This window comes from Blastococcus sp. SYSU DS0539 (genome assembly GCF_054050855.1).
This window is the reverse complement of record NZ_JBJHAF010000015.1, coordinates 86,617-105,434: the sequence shown is the minus strand read 5'-3', so window position 1 is coordinate 105,434 and position 18,818 is coordinate 86,617. Positions and strand designations below refer to the sequence as shown.

At 73.0% G+C, this 18,818-nt stretch carries 18 protein-coding genes; 6 read left to right on the top strand and 12 right to left on the bottom strand.

Going from position 1 to position 18,818, the window contains the following annotated elements:
* Nucleotides 1-21 precede the first annotated feature (21 nt).
* Nucleotides 22-576 carry an orotate phosphoribosyltransferase gene (pyrE, locus tag ACI790_RS17580; protein ID WP_456571084.1) on the bottom strand — a complete coding sequence of 185 codons (555 nt, stop codon included), beginning with the start codon at nucleotides 574-576 and terminating at the stop codon, nucleotides 22-24.
* 33 nt (nucleotides 577-609) lie between these two features.
* Here pyrE and ACI790_RS17575 point away from each other — a divergent pair, with 33 nt between their 5' ends.
* Nucleotides 610-849, top strand: a complete 240-nt coding sequence (locus tag ACI790_RS17575) for a tryptophan-rich sensory protein (protein ID WP_456571083.1) — start codon at nucleotides 610-612, stop codon at nucleotides 847-849.
* Here ACI790_RS17575 and ACI790_RS17570 read toward each other — a convergent pair.
* Nucleotides 818-1,489, bottom strand: a complete 672-nt coding sequence (locus tag ACI790_RS17570; RefSeq protein WP_456571082.1) for a fasciclin domain-containing protein — start codon at nucleotides 1,487-1,489, stop codon at nucleotides 818-820. The two genes, ACI790_RS17575 and ACI790_RS17570, sit on opposite strands and share 32 nt — an antisense overlap.
* A gap of 152 nt (nucleotides 1,490-1,641) precedes the next feature.
* Here ACI790_RS17570 and ACI790_RS17565 point away from each other — a divergent pair, with 152 nt between their 5' ends.
* Entirely contained in the window at nucleotides 1,642-2,112 is a 471-nt protein-coding gene (locus tag ACI790_RS17565) for a hypothetical protein (protein WP_456571081.1), read from the top strand.
* Here the strand turns inward: ACI790_RS17565 and ACI790_RS17560 are convergent, their stop codons facing one another.
* Nucleotides 2,113-2,829 (bottom strand): hypothetical protein, encoded by a 717-nt coding sequence (locus ACI790_RS17560; protein WP_456571080.1) that lies wholly within the window; start codon nucleotides 2,827-2,829, stop codon nucleotides 2,113-2,115. It abuts the gene before it with no gap.
* Between the two features lie 110 nt (nucleotides 2,830-2,939).
* Complete coding sequence (clpB, locus tag ACI790_RS17555) at nucleotides 2,940-5,525, bottom strand: ATP-dependent chaperone ClpB (protein ID WP_456571079.1); 2,586 nt, start codon at nucleotides 5,523-5,525, stop codon at nucleotides 2,940-2,942.
* 216 nt (nucleotides 5,526-5,741) lie between these two features.
* Here clpB and ACI790_RS17550 point away from each other — a divergent pair, with 216 nt between their 5' ends.
* Nucleotides 5,742-6,218 carry a MarR family winged helix-turn-helix transcriptional regulator gene (locus ACI790_RS17550; RefSeq protein ID WP_456571078.1) on the top strand — a complete coding sequence of 159 codons (477 nt, stop codon included), beginning with the start codon at nucleotides 5,742-5,744 and terminating at the stop codon, nucleotides 6,216-6,218.
* Nucleotides 6,219-6,295: 77 nt separating this feature from the next.
* Complete coding sequence (locus ACI790_RS17545; RefSeq protein WP_456571077.1) at nucleotides 6,296-6,733, top strand: OsmC family protein; 438 nt, start codon at nucleotides 6,296-6,298, stop codon at nucleotides 6,731-6,733.
* Nucleotides 6,734-6,837: 104 nt separating this feature from the next.
* Here ACI790_RS17545 and ACI790_RS17540 read toward each other — a convergent pair whose 3' ends face one another.
* From ACI790_RS17540 to dnaK, 7 genes are all read right to left on the bottom strand, one after another.
* Nucleotides 6,838-8,520, bottom strand: a complete 1,683-nt coding sequence (locus ACI790_RS17540; RefSeq protein ID WP_456571076.1) for an MFS transporter — start codon at nucleotides 8,518-8,520, stop codon at nucleotides 6,838-6,840.
* A 53-nt stretch (nucleotides 8,521-8,573) separates the two neighbouring features.
* The gene (locus ACI790_RS17535; protein ID WP_456571075.1) at nucleotides 8,574-9,056 is read right to left on the bottom strand and encodes a MarR family winged helix-turn-helix transcriptional regulator; all 483 of its coding nucleotides are present in this window, start codon (nucleotides 9,054-9,056) and stop codon (nucleotides 8,574-8,576) included.
* Between the two features lie 124 nt (nucleotides 9,057-9,180).
* On the bottom strand, nucleotides 9,181-9,654 hold the full coding sequence (locus ACI790_RS17530; protein ID WP_456571074.1) for a MarR family winged helix-turn-helix transcriptional regulator: 474 nt from the start codon (nucleotides 9,652-9,654) through the stop codon (nucleotides 9,181-9,183).
* Nucleotides 9,651-10,097, bottom strand: coding sequence for a heat shock protein transcriptional repressor HspR (locus tag ACI790_RS17525; protein ID WP_456571073.1), 447 nt, complete (start codon nucleotides 10,095-10,097; stop codon nucleotides 9,651-9,653). Before ACI790_RS17525 ends, ACI790_RS17530 begins: the two co-directional genes overlap by 4 nt.
* A 2-nt stretch (nucleotides 10,098-10,099) precedes the next feature.
* A complete protein-coding gene (gene dnaJ / locus ACI790_RS17520) occupies nucleotides 10,100-11,308 on the bottom strand; it encodes a molecular chaperone DnaJ (RefSeq protein WP_456571072.1) in 1,209 nt (402 codons plus the stop codon).
* Nucleotides 11,309-11,339: 31 nt separating this feature from the next.
* Nucleotides 11,340-12,056 (bottom strand): nucleotide exchange factor GrpE, encoded by a 717-nt coding sequence (gene grpE, locus ACI790_RS17515; RefSeq protein ID WP_456571071.1) that lies wholly within the window; start codon nucleotides 12,054-12,056, stop codon nucleotides 11,340-11,342.
* Nucleotides 12,053-13,930, bottom strand: coding sequence for a molecular chaperone DnaK (gene dnaK / locus ACI790_RS17510; protein WP_456571070.1), 1,878 nt, complete (start codon nucleotides 13,928-13,930; stop codon nucleotides 12,053-12,055). Before dnaK ends, grpE begins: the two co-directional genes overlap by 4 nt.
* 412 nt (nucleotides 13,931-14,342) lie before the next feature.
* Here dnaK and ACI790_RS17505 point away from each other — a divergent pair, with 412 nt between their 5' ends.
* A complete protein-coding gene (locus tag ACI790_RS17505) occupies nucleotides 14,343-16,649 on the top strand; it encodes a (Fe-S)-binding protein (RefSeq protein ID WP_456571069.1) in 2,307 nt (768 codons plus the stop codon).
* Between the two features lie 170 nt (nucleotides 16,650-16,819).
* On the top strand, nucleotides 16,820-18,160 hold the full coding sequence (locus ACI790_RS17500) for an MFS transporter (RefSeq protein WP_456571068.1): 1,341 nt from the start codon (nucleotides 16,820-16,822) through the stop codon (nucleotides 18,158-18,160).
* Here ACI790_RS17500 and dcd read toward each other — a convergent pair.
* Complete coding sequence (gene dcd, locus ACI790_RS17495; RefSeq protein ID WP_456571067.1) at nucleotides 18,117-18,716, bottom strand: dCTP deaminase; 600 nt, start codon at nucleotides 18,714-18,716, stop codon at nucleotides 18,117-18,119. The two genes, ACI790_RS17500 and dcd, sit on opposite strands and share 44 nt — an antisense overlap.
* Between the last annotated feature and the right edge of the window lie 102 nt (nucleotides 18,717-18,818).

Genomic DNA, 18,818 nt, shown 5'->3' with positions numbered 1-18,818 from the left:
CACACCGTACGACCTCGCCGCTCAGGCGAGGCCGAGGTCGGCGAGGGTGAAGGCGGCGCGGTACTCGAAGCCGGCCCCCTCGACCGCCGCTCGACCGCCACGGTCCACGATGACCGCGACCCCGATCACCTCGGCGCCGGCCTCCTGCAGGGCCTGCGCCGCGGTGAGCGGGCTGCCGCCGGTGGTGGAGACGTCCTCGACCACCAGGACGGCGCGACCGTCCACGTCGGGACCCTCGATCCGTCGCTGCAAGCCGTGCGCCTTGCCCGCCTTCCGGACCACGCAGGCGTCGAGGAACCCCTCGCCCGCAGCAGCCGCGTGCAGCATGGCCGCCGCCACCGGGTCGGCGCCGAGGGTGAGCCCCCCGACGACGTCGTAGCGCAGGTCGCCGGTGAGCTGGCGCATGACCCGGCCGACCAGCGGCGCCCCCTCGTGGTGCAGCGTCAGCCGGCGCATGTCGATGTACCAGTCGGCCTCCTGCCCCGAGGAGAGCGTGACCTTCCCGTGCACCACGGCGAGGTCGACGATCAGCTGCAGCAGCCGGTCGCGGTCGGGCAGGGTCGGGGCAGCCGTCATGCACCCGACCCTACTGAGGGCCAGGATCGGGGCATGTCGCTGCGCACCCGTCTCCTCGCCGCCGCCGGGCCGGCGGCGGCCGCCGTCGTCGGGGCGCTGGCCACCGATCCCGGCAGCCGGTGGTTCCGGTCGCTGGACAAGCCGTCCTGGTACCCGCCGCCGCAGGCCTTCGGCATCGTCTGGACCGGGCTGTACGCGGGCCTCGCCTGGGCGTCGGGCGACGGCTCTGCTGCGCCGCGGATCAGTCCGTGGGGGCGAGTACTTGGTCGATGACGTAGACGGTGGCGTTGGCGGTCTGCACGTTGCCGCAGATGACCGCGGCCTCCGCCTGGCCCAGGACGGTGGCGTCGGCGCCGATGGTGAAGTCCGCACCGGAGCCCTCGATGGTCACCTGGTCGTTGTTCAGCGTGGTGTGCGTGCCGGCCAGCTCGTCCGGGGACAGCCGGCCGGGGACGACGTGGTGGGTCAGCACCGCGGTGAGCTGCGGGGTGTCGGCCAGCAACGCGGCCAGGTCGTCGGCCGGGAACGCCTCGAAGGCGGTGTCGGCCGGCGCCAGCACGGTGACGTCGCCGGTGCTGTTCAGGGTGTCCACCAGGCTGGCGGCCCGGACGGCCTGGGCCAGGGTGGACAGCGCGGGGTTGCTGCCGGCCGCGGTGACGACCGGGGCGGCGCGCATGCCCGCGAAGCTGCCGGGGCCCTCGGCGGGCACGGCCGCGCAGCCCTCGCCGAACGGCTCGTCGGAGACGGGCACGGCCGGGCTCTCCGCGGCCGGGCTCTCCGCGGCCGGGGAGCTGCTGGTGCCGGGCGCGGCGGGGCTGCTCCCGGCGGTGTCGCCGGAGTCGCAGGCGCTGAGCGCGATCGCCAGGGTGGGGACGGCGGTGAGCAGGACGCCGCGGGGAAGGGGGCGCTTCATGGTGGTGCTCCTGTCCTTCGTGCGTGCGACGTCGGTCTCCCGTCGGTCATTCTCGGCCGGGGCCGTCGGCGGTTCCGCCCGGGACCGGGAAATCCGACCGCCGGTACCGGCGCCGCTCCGGGCGGGGCTGCGCGATCTGCCAGGCTGGGCCGGTGCCGGCCTCTCCCCTCCCCCATCCCGCCAGCGGTGCCCCGACCCCGGCGTCGGTCCGGGTCGCCGTCGCACTGCTGGCCACCCTCGCCGTCCTGATCCTGCTCTACGTGGTGATCACCTTCCTCGGCTGGGACGGTCTGGTCACGGCGCTCACCGACGCCGGTCTCACCCAGGACCAGGCCCGGCAGTACCTGGTCATCAACACCACGGTGCCCGGGCTGATCGGGCTGATGTACGCCGTCTCGGCCTGGGCGCTGTCCACCGGCCGGTCGTGGGCGCGCTGGAGCGGCCTGGTCGCGTCGGTCCTGCTCGCGCTGCTCATGGTGTCGGCGATCCTGTCCACCGGTGGGATCACCGTCGTCTCGCTGCTGCTCCTGGTGCTGTCGGTCGCCGCCGCGACCAGCCTGGTGGCGCGCACGACGCGCGACTGGCTGGCGGCCGGGCGCGACGGAGGGGCCGCAGCGGCCTGATCAGTGCCGGCCGGTGGCGAACTGCCACTTGCGGAAGCGGTACCAGTCGTTGGACGCCTTCGCCGCGAGCAGCACGACGCCGACCGCGGTGAGGGCGATCTGGAACCAGGTGAGCGCGGTGACGAACGGCAGCGGCCCGCTGCTCCCGGCGCTGAACGGCACCGACAGCAGCGTCAGCCCGCCGAGCACCCACAGCACGACCCGGGCCCAGTTGCGGCCCTGCCAGGCGAACCAGAGGAACAGCGCCTGCAGCAGCAGGACGACGACCGAGACGGCGACGGTCACCTGCAGCGTCAGCTGGGTGAACGCCTCGGTGTCCAGCCCCTCGAACTCCGCGCTGTCCAGGTCCGTGCCCGACTCGGCGATCATCCAGGCGGTGAACCGGTCCCAGTTGAGCAGCATGGCGCCGGTGCCGACGGCGCTGAGCACGAGCGCGGCCACGAAGGCACCGATCCCGGCGCGCACCGTCACCGGGCGCTCCATGGGCGCCGGGGCGTCGGGGTCCCAGCCGGGCGCCGCCGGGGCGGGCGCGTAGCCGTACGGGTGCTGCCCGTAGGGCGGCTGGCCCGGCCCGTACGGCGGCCGGCCCTGCGGCTCCTGCCCGTAGGGACCGGCGCCGTACGGAGGCTGACCCTGCGGCGGCGGAGGAGGCCAGCCGGGCTGCTGCCCGCCCTCCCCTTCGGGCCGGCCCTGATGGTCCCCCTGACCCGCCGTCATCGCGCCTCCGTCCCTCGGTCCGTCATCGCCGCGATCATGGACGACCGCGGCACGGGGGACCAGCGTGGCGCGCGGGGCCAGCCCCGTCGGAGGTGGCCCCGCGCCCACCGCTAGCCGCGGGTGACCTGCAGCCCGGTGTCGGCCGCGCCGGCCGACCAGTCGACGACGACCTCGTCGCCGTCCCGGATGTCACCGGCGAGCAGCGCCCTGGCCAGCTGGTCGCCGATGGCCGACTGCACCAGCCGGCGCAGCGGCCGAGCCCCGTAGACGGGGTCGAACCCGTTGAGGGCGAGCCACTCGCGCGCGGCGTCGGTGACGGTGAGGGTCAGCCGTCGGGCCGCCAGCCGGCGGGCGAGGACGTCGACCTGGATGTCGACGATCCCGCCGAGCTCGTCGGTGCCCAGCGCCCGGAACACCACGACGTCGTCGAGCCGGTTGAGGAACTCGGGCTTGAAGTGCGAGCGCACGACCTCCAGCACCGCCTCGCGCCGCCGGACCTCGGGCACCGACTGGTCGGCGATGATCTGCGACCCGAGGTTCGACGTCAGGATCAGGATCGTGTTCCGGAAGTCCACCGTCCGGCCCTGCCCGTCGGTGAGCCGGCCGTCGTCGAGCACCTGCAGCAGCACGTCGAAGACGTCGGGGTGCGCCTTCTCCACCTCGTCCAGCAGGACGACGGTGTAGGGGCGGCGCCGGACCGCCTCGGTGAGCTGGCCGCCGGCCTCGTAGCCGACGTAGCCGGGGGGCGCACCGACCAGCCGGGCCACCGAGTGCTTCTCGGAGTACTCGCTCATGTCGATGCGCACCATGGCGCGCTCGTCGTCGAACAGGAACTCCGCCAGCGCCTTGGCCAGCTCGGTCTTGCCGACGCCGGTGGGGCCGAGGAAGAGGAACGACCCGGTGGGCCGGTCGGGGTCGGCGACGCCGGAGCGTGCCCGGCGCACCGCGTCGGAGACCGCGCGCACGGCGTCGGGCTGGCCGACGACCCGCGCGCCGAGGCCCTCCTCCATCCGCAGCAGCTTCTGGGTCTCGCCCTCGAGCAGCCGGCCCGCGGGGATGCCGGTCCAGGCCTGCACGACCTCGGCGATGTCGTCGGGGCCGACCTCCTCCTTGAGCATGGAGTCGCCGGTCTCGACCGAGGACTCCGCCTCGGTGAGCGCCTTCTCCAGCTGCGGCAGCCGGCCGTAGCGGAGCTCGGCGGCCTTGGCGAGCTCGCCGTCCCGCTCGGCCCGCTCGGCCTCCAGGCGCGCCCGCTCCAGCTCCTCCTTGATCTGCTGGATCCGGCCGATCGCACTCTTGTCCTGCTGCCAGCGGGCGGTCAGCTCGGCGAGCTGCTCCCGCTTGTCGGCGAGGTCCTCGCGGAGCGCGGCCAGCCGCTGGAGGGACGACGCGTCGTCCTCCTTGGCCAGCGCCATCTCCTCGATCTCCAGCCGCCGCACGGCGCGCTCCACCTCGTCCACCTCGACGGGACGGCTGTCGATCTCCATGCGCAGCCGGCTCGCGGCCTCGTCGACAAGGTCGATCGCCTTGTCCGGCAGGAACCGGGACGTGACGTACCGGTCCGACAGGGTCGCCGCAGCGACGATCGCGCCGTCGGTGATGCGGACACCGTGGTGCACCTCGTAGCGCTCCTTGAGCCCGCGCAGGATGCCGATGGTGTCCTCGACCGAGGGCTCACCCACGAAGACCTGCTGGAAGCGGCGCTCCAGGGCGGGGTCCTTCTCGATGTGCTCGCGGTACTCGTCCAGCGTCGTGGCGCCGACCATCCGCAGCTCGCCCCGGGCGAGCATCGGCTTGATCATGTTGCCGGCGTCCATGGCCGAGTCGCCGGACGCGCCGGCCCCCACGATGGTGTGCAGCTCGTCGATGAAGGTGACGACCTCGCCCTCGGCGTCGGTGATCTCCTGCAGGACGGCCTTGAGCCGCTCCTCGAACTCGCCGCGGTACTTCGCGCCCGCGACCATCGAACCGAGGTCCAGGGCCATGAGGCGCTTGCCCTTCAGGCTCTCCGGCACGTCACCGGCGACGATCCGCTGGGCCAGGCCCTCGACGATCGCCGTCTTGCCGACGCCCGGCTCGCCGATGAGGACGGGGTTGTTCTTGGTCCGCCGCGAGAGCACCTGCACGACCCGGCGGATCTCGGTGTCCCGGCCGATGACCGGGTCGATCTTCCCCTCGCGGGCGCGCTCGGTGAGGTCGACGGCGTACTTCTCCAGCGCCTGGAAGGTGCTCTCCGGGTCGGCCGTGGTCACCTTGCGGTTGCCGCGCACGGTGCGGAAGGCGGCGACCAGCGCGTCCCGGGTGGCGCCCGAGCCGGTCAGCACGGCACCGGCCTCGCCCTCGGAGCCCGCCAGCCCGACCAGCAGGTGCTCGGTGGAGACGTACTCGTCACCGAGAGCGCTCGCCTGCTCCCCCGCGGCGTTGATCACCCGCAGGAACTCCCGCGACGGCGTGGGCGCCGAGACCGTCGACCCGCTGACGCTCGGCATCCGGCGCAGGGCCGCGTCGGCCTTGCTGCGCACGTCCAGCGGATCGGCACCCACGGCGGTCAGCAGCGGGCCGGCGATGCCATCGGTCTGCTCCAGCAGGGCGACCAGCAGGTGCAGCGGCTCGAGGGCCGCCTGACCCCGGCCGACGGCCAGGCGCTGGGCGCCGGCGACGGCCTCCTGCGAACGGGTCGTGAGCTTGCTCTCCATGCTTCCGCGCACGTCCTTTCGTCTTCCCGGCACGCCGCCCGTCCCTGGCCGGCGTCTCTGCCTGCCCCAACGATCCAGAGGTTGAGTCTGTTCCGCTCAACTCTGCCACGTCCGTGGATCTTCCCGCGCGAGGCCCTCAGCCGGCGAACCGCCCGTTCGGGCCACACAAGGGCGGAAGGTCCCGATGGGTGCCGTCCGGCCGCCTAGACTCGAGGCATGACCGTTCTGCCGGCTCCGAGCGCGGCGCTCGACGACCAGCTGTGCTTCGCGCTGTACGCAGCCTCCCGGGCCGTGACCGCGCGGTACCGCCCCATGCTCGACGCGATCGGTCTGACCTACCCCCAGTACCTGGTGATGCTCCTGCTCTGGGAGCAGGACAACCAGACCGTCGGCCAGCTCGGGGCGCGGCTCGCCCTGGACAGCGGCACGCTCTCCCCCCTGCTCAAGCGGCTCACCGCCGCGGGCCTGGTCACCCGGCACCGCCGGGTCGAGGACGAGCGATCGGTCTCCATCGCACTCACCGGCGCCGGCCGGGCGCTGCAGGACAAGGCCGAGGCCATCTCCGAGGAGATGATCAACGCCATCGGCTTCGACACCACCGAGTTCGACGACCTGAAGAGCCGCCTCCGGCTGCTCACCGAACGGGTCAACGGCAGCGCGACGGCCGAGGACGGGCCGGACTCCGGACGGTAGGGCTCCCGCCGGGCGGGTAGGAGGGCGGCCACGGCGCCGCCCGAACCAGAGGCGGCCACGGCCCGGAAGGGGCGCACATGCCCACTCGTACCGCTCGTACCGCCTGGAACGGCACGCTCCAGGAGGGCTCGGGGCAGGTGGAGCTCTCCAGCTCCAAGATCGGCACCTACGAGGTGTCCTTCCCCAAGCGCACCGCCGACGAGGCCGGCGGCACCACGAGCCCCGAGGAGCTCATCGCCGCGGCCCACTCGGCCTGCTTCGCGATGGCGCTGTCCAGCGAGATCGGCAAGGCCGGCGGGACGCCGCAGTCCCTCGACGTCTCCGCCGACGTCACCCTCGGCCAGCGGGACGGCGCCCCCGCCATCACCGGCATCACGCTGACCGTGCGCGGCGAGGTCGAGGGCCTCGACGCCGCCGGCTTCGACAAGGCCGCGCAGGCCGCCAAGGCGGGCTGCCCGGTGAGCAAGGCCCTGACCGGCACCGAGATCACCCTGGACGCCGCGCTGGAGGGGTGACCCCCGCGCAGCGGTGAACCCGACGACGGCCCGACTCCCGGTCAGGGAGGCGGGCCGTCGCCGGTCCACCGGCCCCCCGGACGAGGAGCCGTCCGGGGCCGTCGTCAGCGGGCGGCGGGCCCGGATCCGGCGTGCGCCACCTCGTCGGCGCGCTCGCCGTCGGGGTTCCGGCCCTCGATGGCGTCGGTGTCGATGCGGACCCGGTCGGTCCGCTCGGCCGCGGAGCGCTCGTCGCCGGTCTCGGTGCGCAGCGCTACCTCGCGGACGAACAGCACGGCGAGAACCGCGATGGCCGCCACGATGGCGGAGATCAGGAAGACCCGGCCGGTCGCGTCGCCGTAGGACGTGCGGATGAGCTCCTGGATCGGAGCGGGCGCGTCGGCCAGGTCGGCCAGGCCGATGTCCCCGCCGCCCGCGGCGGCCGCCCCGGCCGCACCGGGGATGCCGGCCAGACCGTCCCGGATCAGGTCGGCGACGTGGTTGCTGAGCACCGCACCGAGGACCGAGACGCCCACCGTGCCGCCGAGGCTGCGGAAGAACGCCACCGCGGAGCTGGCCGCCCCGAGGTCGGTGGCCGCCACGGTGTTCTGCACCGCCAGGACGAGGTTCTGCATGCTCATGCCGATGCCCACGCCCAGCACGAACAGGAAGGTGCACAGCAGGACCATGTCGGTCCGGTGGTCGATCGTGGCGAGCAGCCCGAAGCCGGCGACGACCAGCACGGTCCCGGTGGAGAGGAAGATCTTCCACCGGCCGAAACGGGTGATGAGCAGGCCGGACACGGTCGAGGAGATCAGCAGGCCGCCGACCATCGGGATGGTCAGCAGACCGGCCTCGGTGGGCGAGTAGCCGCGGGCGATCTGCAGGTACTGGCCGAGGAACACCGTCGAGCCGAGCATCGCGACGCCGACGGCGATGCTGGCGATGATCGCCAGGGTCGTGGTGCGGTCCCGGAAGAGCCGCAGCGGCACGATCGGCTCCGCCGCGCGCGTCTCGGTGATCAGGAAGGCGACGACCGCGAGGAACGAGCCGGCGAGGAAGATCGCCGTCTCCGTCGAGGCCCACTCGAAGCTGCTACCGGCCAGGGTGACCCAGATGAGCAGCCCGGAGACGGCGGCGGTGAGGAACGCCGCCCCGAGGTAGTCGATCGTGACGTCCCGCTTGGTGAGCGGCAGGTGCAGGGTGCGCTGCAGCAGCACCAGGGCCACGGCGGCGAAGGGCACGCCGACGTAGAAGCACCAGCGCCAGCCGAGCCAGCTGGTGTCGACCAGCAGGCCGCCCAGCAGCGGGCCGCCGACGGTGGCCACCGCCATGACCGAGCCCAGCAGCCCGGAGTAGCGGCCGCGCTCCCGCGGGCTGATCATCGCGGCCATCGCGATCTGCACCAGCGCCTGGAGGCCGCCGAGGCCGAGGCCCTGCAGCACCCGCCAGGCGATCAGCGTGTCCACCGACTGGGCGAGCCCGGCGAGCATCGACCCGACGATGAAGATGACGATCGACAGCTGGATCAGCAGTTTCTTGCTGAACAGGTCGGCGAGCTTGCCCCAGACGGGCGTGGACGCCGTGGAGGCCAGCAGGGTCGCCGTGATCACCCAGGTGTACTGGTTCTGCGTCCCCCGCAGCTCGGTGATGATCGTCGGCAGCGCGTTCGAGACGACGGTCGAGGACAGGAACGCCACGAACATCGCCAGCAACATGCCGGAGAGCGCCTCCAGCACCTGGCGGTGGGTCATCCTCCCCTGCTGCTCGACGGGCGCCTCGGGCGCGGAGGTCTGGACGGTGCTCACGGGACTCCTGAACGGTGCTGGTGCGGGGTGGGAAGCGAGCGGGGGCCCGGCGGTCATCCGGCGGCCGCCACGGGCTCGGTGCGCGGGTGGGCGGTGACGACGTCGAGGTCGCCGACCAGGCGCTCGAGCAGTGCGGCGAGCCGCTGGGCGTCGTCCTCGGCCCAGTCGCCGAGGGCGGTCTCCGCCCACTCCGAGCGGAGCGCGCGCGAGGTGGCGAGCGCCTGGGCCCCGCGCTCGGTGAGGCTGAAGAGGGCGGCGCGGCCGTCGTGGGGGTCCGGGCGGCGCAGCAGGTAGCCGGCGCGCTCGAGGGCGCCGAGCTGCCGGCTGGCGACGGAGACGGCGATGCCGGCCCGGCCCGCCAGGGCGCTGCAGCGCAGGTCGCCGTCGCGTTCGAGCGGGAGGAGCAGGGCCCAGCCGAACGACGGCAGGTCACCGTGCAGCTGGGTGGCGGCGCGCGAGCTCAGGTGCCGTCCGGCACGGATGAGCTGGGCGACGCCGACCATGAGGCGGTCCCGGGTGGCGGGGCTGAGGGGCATTGACGAGGTCCTTGGGGCGACAACTACTTGTAGACCGAAACCATACGCCTATATGGTTGCGGTCTACAACGGTTGACGCCTGTGCGTCCCGTCACCGGTGCCCGGGTCGGTCAGGCCCTGCGGATCAGCCCTTCGACTCGGCCTCGCGCGCCTCGCCGATCCGGTTGAGCCGCTCGAGCAGGGCGGCGAGCGTGGCCACGTCCTCGGCGGGCCAGCCGGCCAGGTCGCTCTCCCAGCGGGCGCGCCGCGCCGTGCGGATGCGGGCCAGCCGGGCCGCCCCTTCCGTCGACGGCGTCAGCACCTGCGCCCGCCCGTCGTCCGGGTCCGCGGCCCGGTCCACCAGCCCGAGGTCCACCAGGCTGGAGAGCTGCCGGCTGACGGTGCTCTTGTCCAGCCCCAGCCGGGCCACCAGGTCGCTCGCCCGCAGCGGACCGGCGTCCTGCAGCAGCGCCAGCAGCCCGTACGCCGCGCCGTCCAGGTCCGGGTGCAGCTCGCGGGCCAGGCGGGCGGAGATCGCCCGCGAGCGCCGCAGCAGCAGGCCGATCTCGCGCTCCAGCGCGACGTACGCGGCGTGGGAGCCGGTTCCCGGATCGCTCATCGGGCACCGCCCGGTCGCCAGACCACCAGGGCGGAGCTCGGCCGCCGGTGCGGGACGAGGTCGGCCCGGTAGGCCGCCGGAACCGCGGCCTCCGCCGCCATCCGCCGGTTCTCGGCGTGCTGCAGCTCCGCGAGCAGCTCGTGCACCCGCGCCTGCAGCGCCTCGACCTGCGACTCGAGGTCGATGATCCGCTTGATGCCGGCCAGGTTGACGCCGTCCTCCTGGCTCAGCCGCTGGACCTCGCGCAGCAGCGCGACGTCGCGCGGGCTGTACCGCCGCCCGCCGCCGGGCGTCCGCCCGGGGCTGACCAGCCCCAGGCGGTCGTACTGCCGCAGCGTCTGGGCGTGCATGCCGGCCAGCTCGGCGGCCACGGAGATCACGAAGACCGGCGCGTCCTCCGCGACGGCCCGACCCGCGATCCCGAGGGGTCCTCCCGGTGGCATGGTCATCCCTCACCTCCCGCCCGCACCGCGGCGGTGATCTGCGGGCGCGGGTCCTCGGTCATCTCCTCGGCCAGGTTCTCGACGGCCTTGCGCTGCGCCGGGGTCAGCCGCGCGGGGACGGCGATCTCGACGGTGACCAGCAGGTCGCCGGTGCGGCTCTTCCCCGGCGCACCGCGGCCGCGCACCCGGAGCGTGCGGCCGCTCGCGGTGCCGGCCGGCACCTTGAGCGACACGGTGCCGTCCAGGGTCGGCACGGTGAGCGTGGTGCCCAGCGCCGCCTCGGGGAAGGTGATCGGCACGGTGAGCGTCAGATCGTCGCCCTTGCGGCCGAACAGCGAGTGCTCGGAGACGTGCACGACGACGAACAGGTCACCGGCGGGCCCGCCGCGCCGGCCCGGCGCGCCCTTCCCGGGCAGCCTGATGCGCTGACCGTCCTTGACCCCGGAGGGGATCCGCACGGTGATCGTCCGGGTCTGGCTGGTGATCCCGCTGCCGGCGCAGGTCGGGCAGGGGTCGTCGACCACCTGACCGCTGCCGCGGCAGTTGCGGCACGGCTCGGAGAAGGCGAACGCCCCCTGGCTGCGGCTGGTCACCCCCGCCCCCTGGCAGACCGGGCAGGTGTGCGGGCTGGTGCCCGGCTTGGCGCCGCTGCCGGCGCAGGTCGGGCAGCTGCCCGGGCTCTGCATCCGCAGCGGCACCGTCACCCCGAGGACGGCCTCCTCGAAGGAGAGGGTCGCCTCGGTCTCGACGTCCTGGCCCCGGGCGGGACCGGACGCCGCCTGGCTGCGGGCGCGGGCGCCACCGCCGGCACCCCCGAAGAGGCCACCGAGGATGTCGCCCAGCCCGCCGGCCCCACGGGCGCCGGCGCCGCCACCGGCCGCGCCGAAGAGGTCGCCGAGGTCGAAGGGCTGGCCGCCGGGGCCCGCCCCGGGGAAACCGCCGGGGAACCCGGCCCGGGCACCGGCGCCCCCGGCACCGAACAGCCGCCGCGCCTCGTCGTACTCCCCGCGCCGCTTGGGATCGGAGAGGACGTCGTAGGCCTCGGAGACCTCCTTGAAGCGGGTCTCGGCCTCGGTGTTCCCCGGGTTCTTGTCCGGGTGCAGCTCCGTGGCCAGCTTGCGGTAGGCCTTCTTGATCGCGGCGGCGTCGGCGTCCTGGGGGACGCCGAGCGCGCCGTAGTAGTCCTTCTCGATGAAGTCACGGGTGCTCATCGGACGCCCCCTCTCGTCGCTGTCGTGCGGTTCAGCCGGGCGCCTGGCCGGCGTCGTCGCCGTCCTGCGGCTGTGCCGGCGGCTGCGGCTCGGCAGCCGCGGCGGGAGCCGGGGACTCGGGTTCGGTGACGGCCACCATCGCCGTCCGCAGCACCCGGTCGCCCCGGCGGTAGCCCTGCCGGAGCACCGTGGTCGCCGTCGGCACGCTCACCTCGGCGGAGGTGTCGTGCATGACGGCCTCGTGCAGCGACGGGTCGAACGGGTCGCCGGCCACCCCGAAGGCCTCCACGCCCAGGCCGTCGAGCAGGCCCAGGATGCGGTCGGCCACGAGCTTGAAGGCCCCGGTGAGGTCACCGTGGTCCCGGGCCCGCTCGATGTCGTCGACGATCGGGAACAGCTGGGTGGCGAACCGCTCGGCCGCCTGGTCGACGACCAGCGTCCGGTCGCGGTCGATCCGCCGTCGGTAGTTGGCGTACTCGGCCGTGACCCGCTGCAGGTCCTCGGTGCGCTCGGCCAGCTGCTGCGCCAGCTCGCCGCCGTCGGCGGTCTGCTGCGGTGCGGTGGGTTCCTGCGGCGCCTGCTCGGTGACCGGCGTCTCGTGCTCGCTCATCTGCTCCCCTGGGAGGTCGGTGCCGGGCCGGACGCCGGCCGGCTGCTCGCCGGCCGGCGTCCGTACTGCGCCAGTCGTGGGGTCGATCCGCCGCTTGTCACGGATGACCACCCGCGGCTGCTCGTCCCCGGCGCTCATCGGCGGTCCGCGCCCTCGTCCGGGCCCTCGTCGACGATCTCGGCGTCGACGACGTCGTCGTCGGCCGCCGTCGCGCCGCCCTGCGCCGCGCCGCTACCGGCCTCGGCACCGGGCGCTCCGCCGGCCGCCTCGGCCTGCTGGGCGTAGAGCGCCCCGCCGACCTCCTGCGACACGCGGGCCACCTTCTCCTGCGCGGACTTGATCGCCTCGATGTCGGAGCCGCCCAGCGCGCTGCGCAGCTCGGTCAGCGCCTCGCCGAGCTCGTCCTTCTTCTCGGCCGGGATCTTGTCGCCGTTCTCGGCCAGGAACTTCTCGGTCTGGTACTGCAGCGACTCGGCGAGGTTGCGGGTCTCGGCCTCCTCGCGGCGCTTCTTGTCCTCCTCGGCGTGCGCCTCGGCGTCCTTCATCATCCGCTCGATGTCCTCCTTCGGGAGGGCCGAGCCGCCGGTGATGGTCATCGACTGCTCCTTGCCCGTGCCGAGGTCCTTGGCGTGGACGTGGACGATGCCGTTGGCGTCGATGTCGAAGGCCACCTCGATCTGCGGGACGCCGCGCGGCGCCGGGGGCAGACCGGTCAGCTCGAACATGCCGAGCTTCTTGTTGTACATCGCCATCTCGCGCTCGCCCTGGAACACCTGGATCTGCACGGACGGCTGGTTGTCGTCGGCCGTCGTGAAGATCTCGGAGCGCTTGGTCGGGATCGTGGTGTTGCGCTCGATGAGCTTGGTCATGATCCCGCCCTTGGTCTCGATGCCCAGGGACAGCGGGGTGACGTCGAGCAGCAGGACGTCCTTGACCTCGCCCCGGAGGACACCGGCCTGCAGCGCGGCACCGATGGCCACGACCTCGTCGGGGTTGACGCCCTTGTTGGGCTCCTTGCCCCCGGTCAGCTCGCGCACCAGGTCGGAGACGGCCGGCATGCGGGTCGAGCCACCCACCAGGACGACGTGGTCGATCTGGCCGACCGAGATGCCGGCGTCACGGATCGCCTGGTTGAACGGCGCCCGGGCCCGGTCCAGGAGGTCCTGGGTCATCCGCTGGAACTCCGCGCGGGTGATCGTGACGTCGAGGTGCAGCGGCCCCTCGGCCCCGGCGGTGATGTAGGGCAGGTTGATGTTGGTCGACTGGGCGCCCGACAACTCGATCTTGGCCTTCTCGGCGGCCTCGCGGAGCCGCTGCATGGCCAGCTTGTCCTTGGACAGGTCGATGCCGTTGGAGGCGTTGAACGTCTTGACCAGGTGGTCCATGACCTTCTGGTCCCAGTCGTCACCACCGAGGTGGTTGTCACCGGCGGTGGCCTTCACCTCGATGACGCCGTCGCCGATCTCGAGCAGCGAGACGTCGAAGGTGCCACCACCGAGGTCGAAGACGAGGATCGTCTGCTCGGTCTCGCCCTTGTCCAGGCCGTAGGCCAGCGCGGCGGCGGTGGGCTCGTTGACGATGCGCAGGACGTTGAGGCCCGCGATCTCACCGGCCTCCTTGGTGGCCTGGCGCTGCGCGTCCTCGAAGTAGGCCGGGACGGTGATGACGGCGTCGGTGACCGGCTCGCCCAGGTAGGTCTCGGCGTCCCGCTTGAGCTTCTGCAGGATGCGCGCGGAGATCTCCTGCGGCGTGTACTTCTTGCCGTCGATCTCGTCGGTGGCCCAGTTCGTGCCCATGTGGCGCTTGACCGACCGGATGGTGCGGTCGACGTTGGTGACGGCCTGGTTCTTCGCCGACTGGCCGACGAAGACCTCGCCGTTCTTGGCGAAGGCGACGACCGACGGGGTGGTGCGCGAGCCTTCGGAGTTGGCGATGACCGTCGGCTCGCCGCCCTCCAGGACGGTGACGACGGAGTTGGTGGTGCCGAGGTCGATACCGACAGCTCGAGCCATGGAGATGGCCTCTCTTCCGTGTGCTGGGGTGGTACTGGTCCGTGGGGGAAGCCGAGGACCCGGGCGGCACGCTCTCCTTGCGCCGGGTTCGCTCAACTTTCCTGCCCACCCTAACGGCAGGGAGCCGGATCGTGTTCCCGGGGGTTCCCGCTGAGGACCACCGCCGCCCGGACCCTCCTCGGCGCAGTGCACGGTGACGGCCGGGCACCCGCGAGCGGCGCGCTGCCATCACCCGCGAGGAGCGTCGGCACGCCCGCTATCGTGCGTCGCAGTGCGGGCAGCGCTGTCCGCATGCGATCCGCGCGCCGGCTCGAGCGCCGGTGCATCGGCGCGCGCACCACAACCAGCCCCGTCGCCCGTGTGGCCGACGGGGGGTCAGCCGACGCCGCCAAGGCGTACGGGAGGGGAAAACATGACGGGCCCGCTGCAGATCGTCCTGGGGACGATCAGCGTCCTGTTCCTGATCGTCGCGTCCGTGATGGCCTACCGGGCCGTCCGGGCGATGGTGCGGATCATCCGCACCGGCCAGCCCGACGGCACCCGCTTCGGCCCGTTCTGGCCGCGCATGAAGACGCTGGTGGTCGAGTCGCTGGCGCACACCCGGATGCTCAAGTGGACACCCCAGGGGATCGCCCACTGGTTCGTCTTCGTCGGCTTCTACGGCCTGTTCCTCACGCTGGTCGAGGCGTTCGCCGAGGTTTTCAACCCGGCGTTCCACCTGCCCCTCATCGGTGCGTGGAGCGCGTGGAACCTCTTCGTCGACATCATCGGCACCGGCACGGTCGTCGGGATCCTCGTGCTGATCGCCCTCCGTCAGCGCGATCACCCGCGCCGGAAGGGCCGGAGCAGCCGGTTCGCCGGATCCAACGAGGGCCGCGCCTACTTCGTCGAGTCCGTCGTCCTGCTGGTCGGCCTCTGCATCCTGGGCATCCGCGCGGCGAAGATCGCCTCCGGCCTGGACTACGCGCCCACCTGGTCGCATCCGGTGTCCAGCGCGCTGTCGACCTTCTTCCCGGACAACCCGGACCTGGTCTCCATCATCGCGTTCATCAAGATCGTGGTGTCGCTGACCTGGCTGGTCGTGCTCAGTCGCACCCTCAACATGGGCGTTGCCTGGCACCGGTTCAGCGCCTTCCCGAACATCTACTTCAAGCGGGAGGGCACCAGCGGCGCCCCGGCGCTCGGCCCGCTGCCGGCCATGACCTCCGGTGGCAAGCCGATCGACTTCGAGGACCCGGGCGAGGACGACGTCTTCGGCCGCGGCAAGATCGAGGACTTCACCTGGAAGGGGATGCTCGACTTCACCACCTGCACGGAGTGCGGGCGGTGCCAGAGCCAGTGCCCGGCGTGGAACACCGGCAAGCCCCTGTCGCCGAAGATGGTGATCATGGACCTGCGGGACCACCTGTACGCCAAGGCCCCGTACCTGCTCGGCGAGAAGACCGCGTCCGAGACCACACCGGACTACGACCTCCTCAAGCCCAGCGACGAGCAGGTCTGGGCGTCGGGCTACGCGCGCATCGAGGGCACCAACGACGCGCAGGCGCACCGCCCCCTGGTCGGCACCCTCGAGGAGGGCGGGGTCATCGACCCCGACGTCCTGTGGAGCTGCACCAACTGCGGCGCCTGCGTGGAGCAGTGCCCGGTCGACATCGAGCACATCGACCACATCGAGGACATGCGCCGCTACCAGGTGCTGATCGAGTCCAACTTCCCGTCCGAGGCCGGCGTCATGATGACCAACCTCGAGAAGCGCGGGAACCCGTGGGGCATGGGCGGCAACGTCCGCGAGGACTGGATCAAGGAGCTCGACTTCGACGTCCGCGTGGCCGACGGCCCGCTGCCGCACGAGGTGGAGTACCTGTTCTGGGTCGGCTGCGCCGGCGCCGTCGACGACCGCGCCAAGAAGGTCACCAAGGCCGTCGCCGAGCTGCTCAACACGGCCGGCGTCGAGTTCGCCGTCCTCGGCAACGGGGAGACCTGCTCCGGTGACCCGGCCCGCCGCATGGGCAACGAGTTCCTGTTCCAGCAGCTGGCCATGGAGAACGTCGAGACCCTCAACGGCGTCTTCGAGGGCCGGGTGCCCGGCACCCGCAAGATCGTCGCGACCTGCCCGCACTGCTTCAACTCGCTGGGCCGCGAGTACCCGCAGGTCGGCGGCGAGTACGAGGTCGTGCACCACACCCAGCTGCTCGGCAAGCTGGTGGAGGAGGGCCGGCTGACCCCGGTCACGCCGGTCGACCGCAAGGTCACCTACCACGACCCGTGCTTCCTGGGCCGGCACAACAAGGTCTACACGCCCCCGCGGGAGATCCTCGACTCCGTGCAGGGCCTGTCGACCCAGGAGATGCACCGCTGCAAGGACCGCGGCTTCTGCTGCGGCGCCGGCGGTGCCCGCATGTGGATGGAGGAGAAGATCGGCAAGCGGATCAACATGGAGCGCACCGAGGAGGCCCTCGAGCTCGATCCCGACGTCATCTCCACCGCGTGCCCGTTCTGCATCACGATGCTGAGCGACGCGCTGACCTCCAAGAAGCAGAACGGCGAGGCGGCCGAGCACGTCGAGGTGCTCGACGTCAGCCAGATCCTGCTGCGCTCGATGCAGCCGGTGGCGGTCTCCGCCCAGGGCGCGGACTCCGGTCCCGACGTCGGGACCGCACCCGGTGCCGACCCGGCCGGCGAGGGCTCGGCGGCCACGGAGCACGGGCCGACCACCTGACCGACCGGGCGCCACGCCCGGTCGAACCACCGCACCGCACGACGACGGCGCGCGTCCCCCGCACGGGGGGCGCGCGCCGTCGCCGTCCGGCGTGCGCCGGGGACGCGGATGGTTGCCCGGCACACCCACCCGGGGTCGATGTGCGACCGGTCATGGAGGACGCTTTCCGGGTGAGCCGCCCCGCCCCCTCCGCCCCCGCACCACCGGCCGAGGGGACGTCCGCCCGCGGCCCGGCGCTCATCGCCGTGGCGATCGTGCTCACCGGGCTGAACCTGCGCACCGCGGTCAACAGCGTCGGCCCGGTCCTCCAGGAGATCCAGGACGGCCTCGGCCTCTCCAGCAGCCTGGCCGGGCTGGTCACCTCCCTGCCGGTGCTCTGCTTCGCGGTCCTCGGCTTCGCCGGGCCGCCGCTGTCGGCCCGCTTCCGCGACTCGCACGTGCTGGCCGGCGCGATGCTGGCCATGGCCGCGGGGCTGGTCCTGCGCAGCGCCGCCGGGTCCTTCTGGCTGTTCGTCGTCGGCACGGTCATGGCCATGGCCGGCGGCGCCCTGGGCAACGTGCTGCTGCCCAGCTTGGTCAAGCGCTACTTCCCGCACCGCACCGGCCTGCTGGTGGGCGCCTACAGCACCGCGCTGAGCGTGGGCGCGGCCGTCGCCGCCGTCGCCACCCAGCCGATCGCCGACGCCGCGGGCCCGGAGGGCTGGCGCTGGGCGCTGGGCGTCTGGGCGGTGCTGGCCCTGGCCGCCGCGCTGCCCTGGCTGCGCGTGCCCTCGGCACCGGGCGCGTCACGGGACGCGCACGTCGCCGTCCCGCTGCGGGCGATCCGGCACAGCCGGCTGGCGCTCGCCCTGCTGGTGTTCTTCGGCCTCCAGTCGATGCAGGCCTACGTGATCATCGGGTGGTCGCCCCAGTTCCTGCGGGACGCCGGGCTCAGCGCGGCCACCGCGGGCCTGCTGCTGGGCATCAACTCGATCGTCGCGATCCCGGTGAACGCGATCGTGCCGGTCCTCACCGTGCGCCCGCGCGTGCAGTGGCCGCTGCTCTGCTTCTTCATGACCTGCTACGCCGTCGGCTGGATCGGCCTCTGGACGGCGCCGCTGGCCGCGCCGTGGCTGTGGATGGTGCTGCTGGGCATCGGGCTGGGCACCTTTGCGATGGTGCTCACCCTGCTCGGCATGCGGGCGCGGACACCGGTGACGACGGCGGCGCTGTCGACCGTCGTCCAGGGCTGGGGCTACCTCATCGCCGGCGTCGGGCCGCTGATCGTCGGCGTGCTGCGGGGAGCCACCGGTGGCTACGACGGCATGTTCGTGCTGATGCTCGCCGGCGTCGCCGGGCTGTGGGCGCTGGGCTGGCTGGTGACCCGCGACCGGTACGTCGACGACGAGATCGGCCGGTGGCTGCCCGCCCCGGGCGCACCCGCACGGACCACCGGCGCGATCGAGGTCGCCGGGGTGGAGCCGCCGGTCAGCTCTCCGGCGAGGCGGGACGACGCGTCTCCGCGCGGGTGAAGTTCCGGAACGACCGCGACGGCGTGGGGCCGCGCTGGTCCTGGTAGCGGGAGCCGTAGACCGCCGAGCCGTAGGGGTGCTCGGCCGGGCTGGTCAGCCGGAACATGCACAGCTGGCCGATCTTCATGCCCGGCCAGAGCGTGATCGGCAGGTTGGCCACGTTGGAGAGCTCCAGCGTGATGTGCCCGGAGAACCCGGGGTCGACGAAGCCCGCCGTCGAGTGGGTGAGCAGCCCCAGCCGGCCCAGCGAGGACTTGCCCTCCAGCCGCGCCGCCAGGTCGTCGGGGAGGCTGATCACCTCGAGCGTGGAGCCGAGCACGAACTCGCCCGGGTGCAGCACGAACGGCTCGTCGCCCTCGGGTTCGACCAACGTCGTGAGGTCGTCCTGCTGCTCCGCCGGGTCGATGTGGGTGTACCGCGAGTTGTTGAAGACCCGGAAGAAGCGGTCCAGCCGGACGTCGATGCTGGACGGCTGCACCAGCCCCGGGTCGTAGGGCTCGATGCCGAGGCGTCCCCCGGCGATCGCGGCCGTGATGTCGCGGTCGCTCAGCAGCATGGCGCGGAGTCTAGGTGTCGCCCGACCGCTCGTCCGCGACGGCGGAGGAGCTGCGCCCGGAGACCACCGGAGTCGCGCGGGGATGCGCCGCCGACCGGAGGC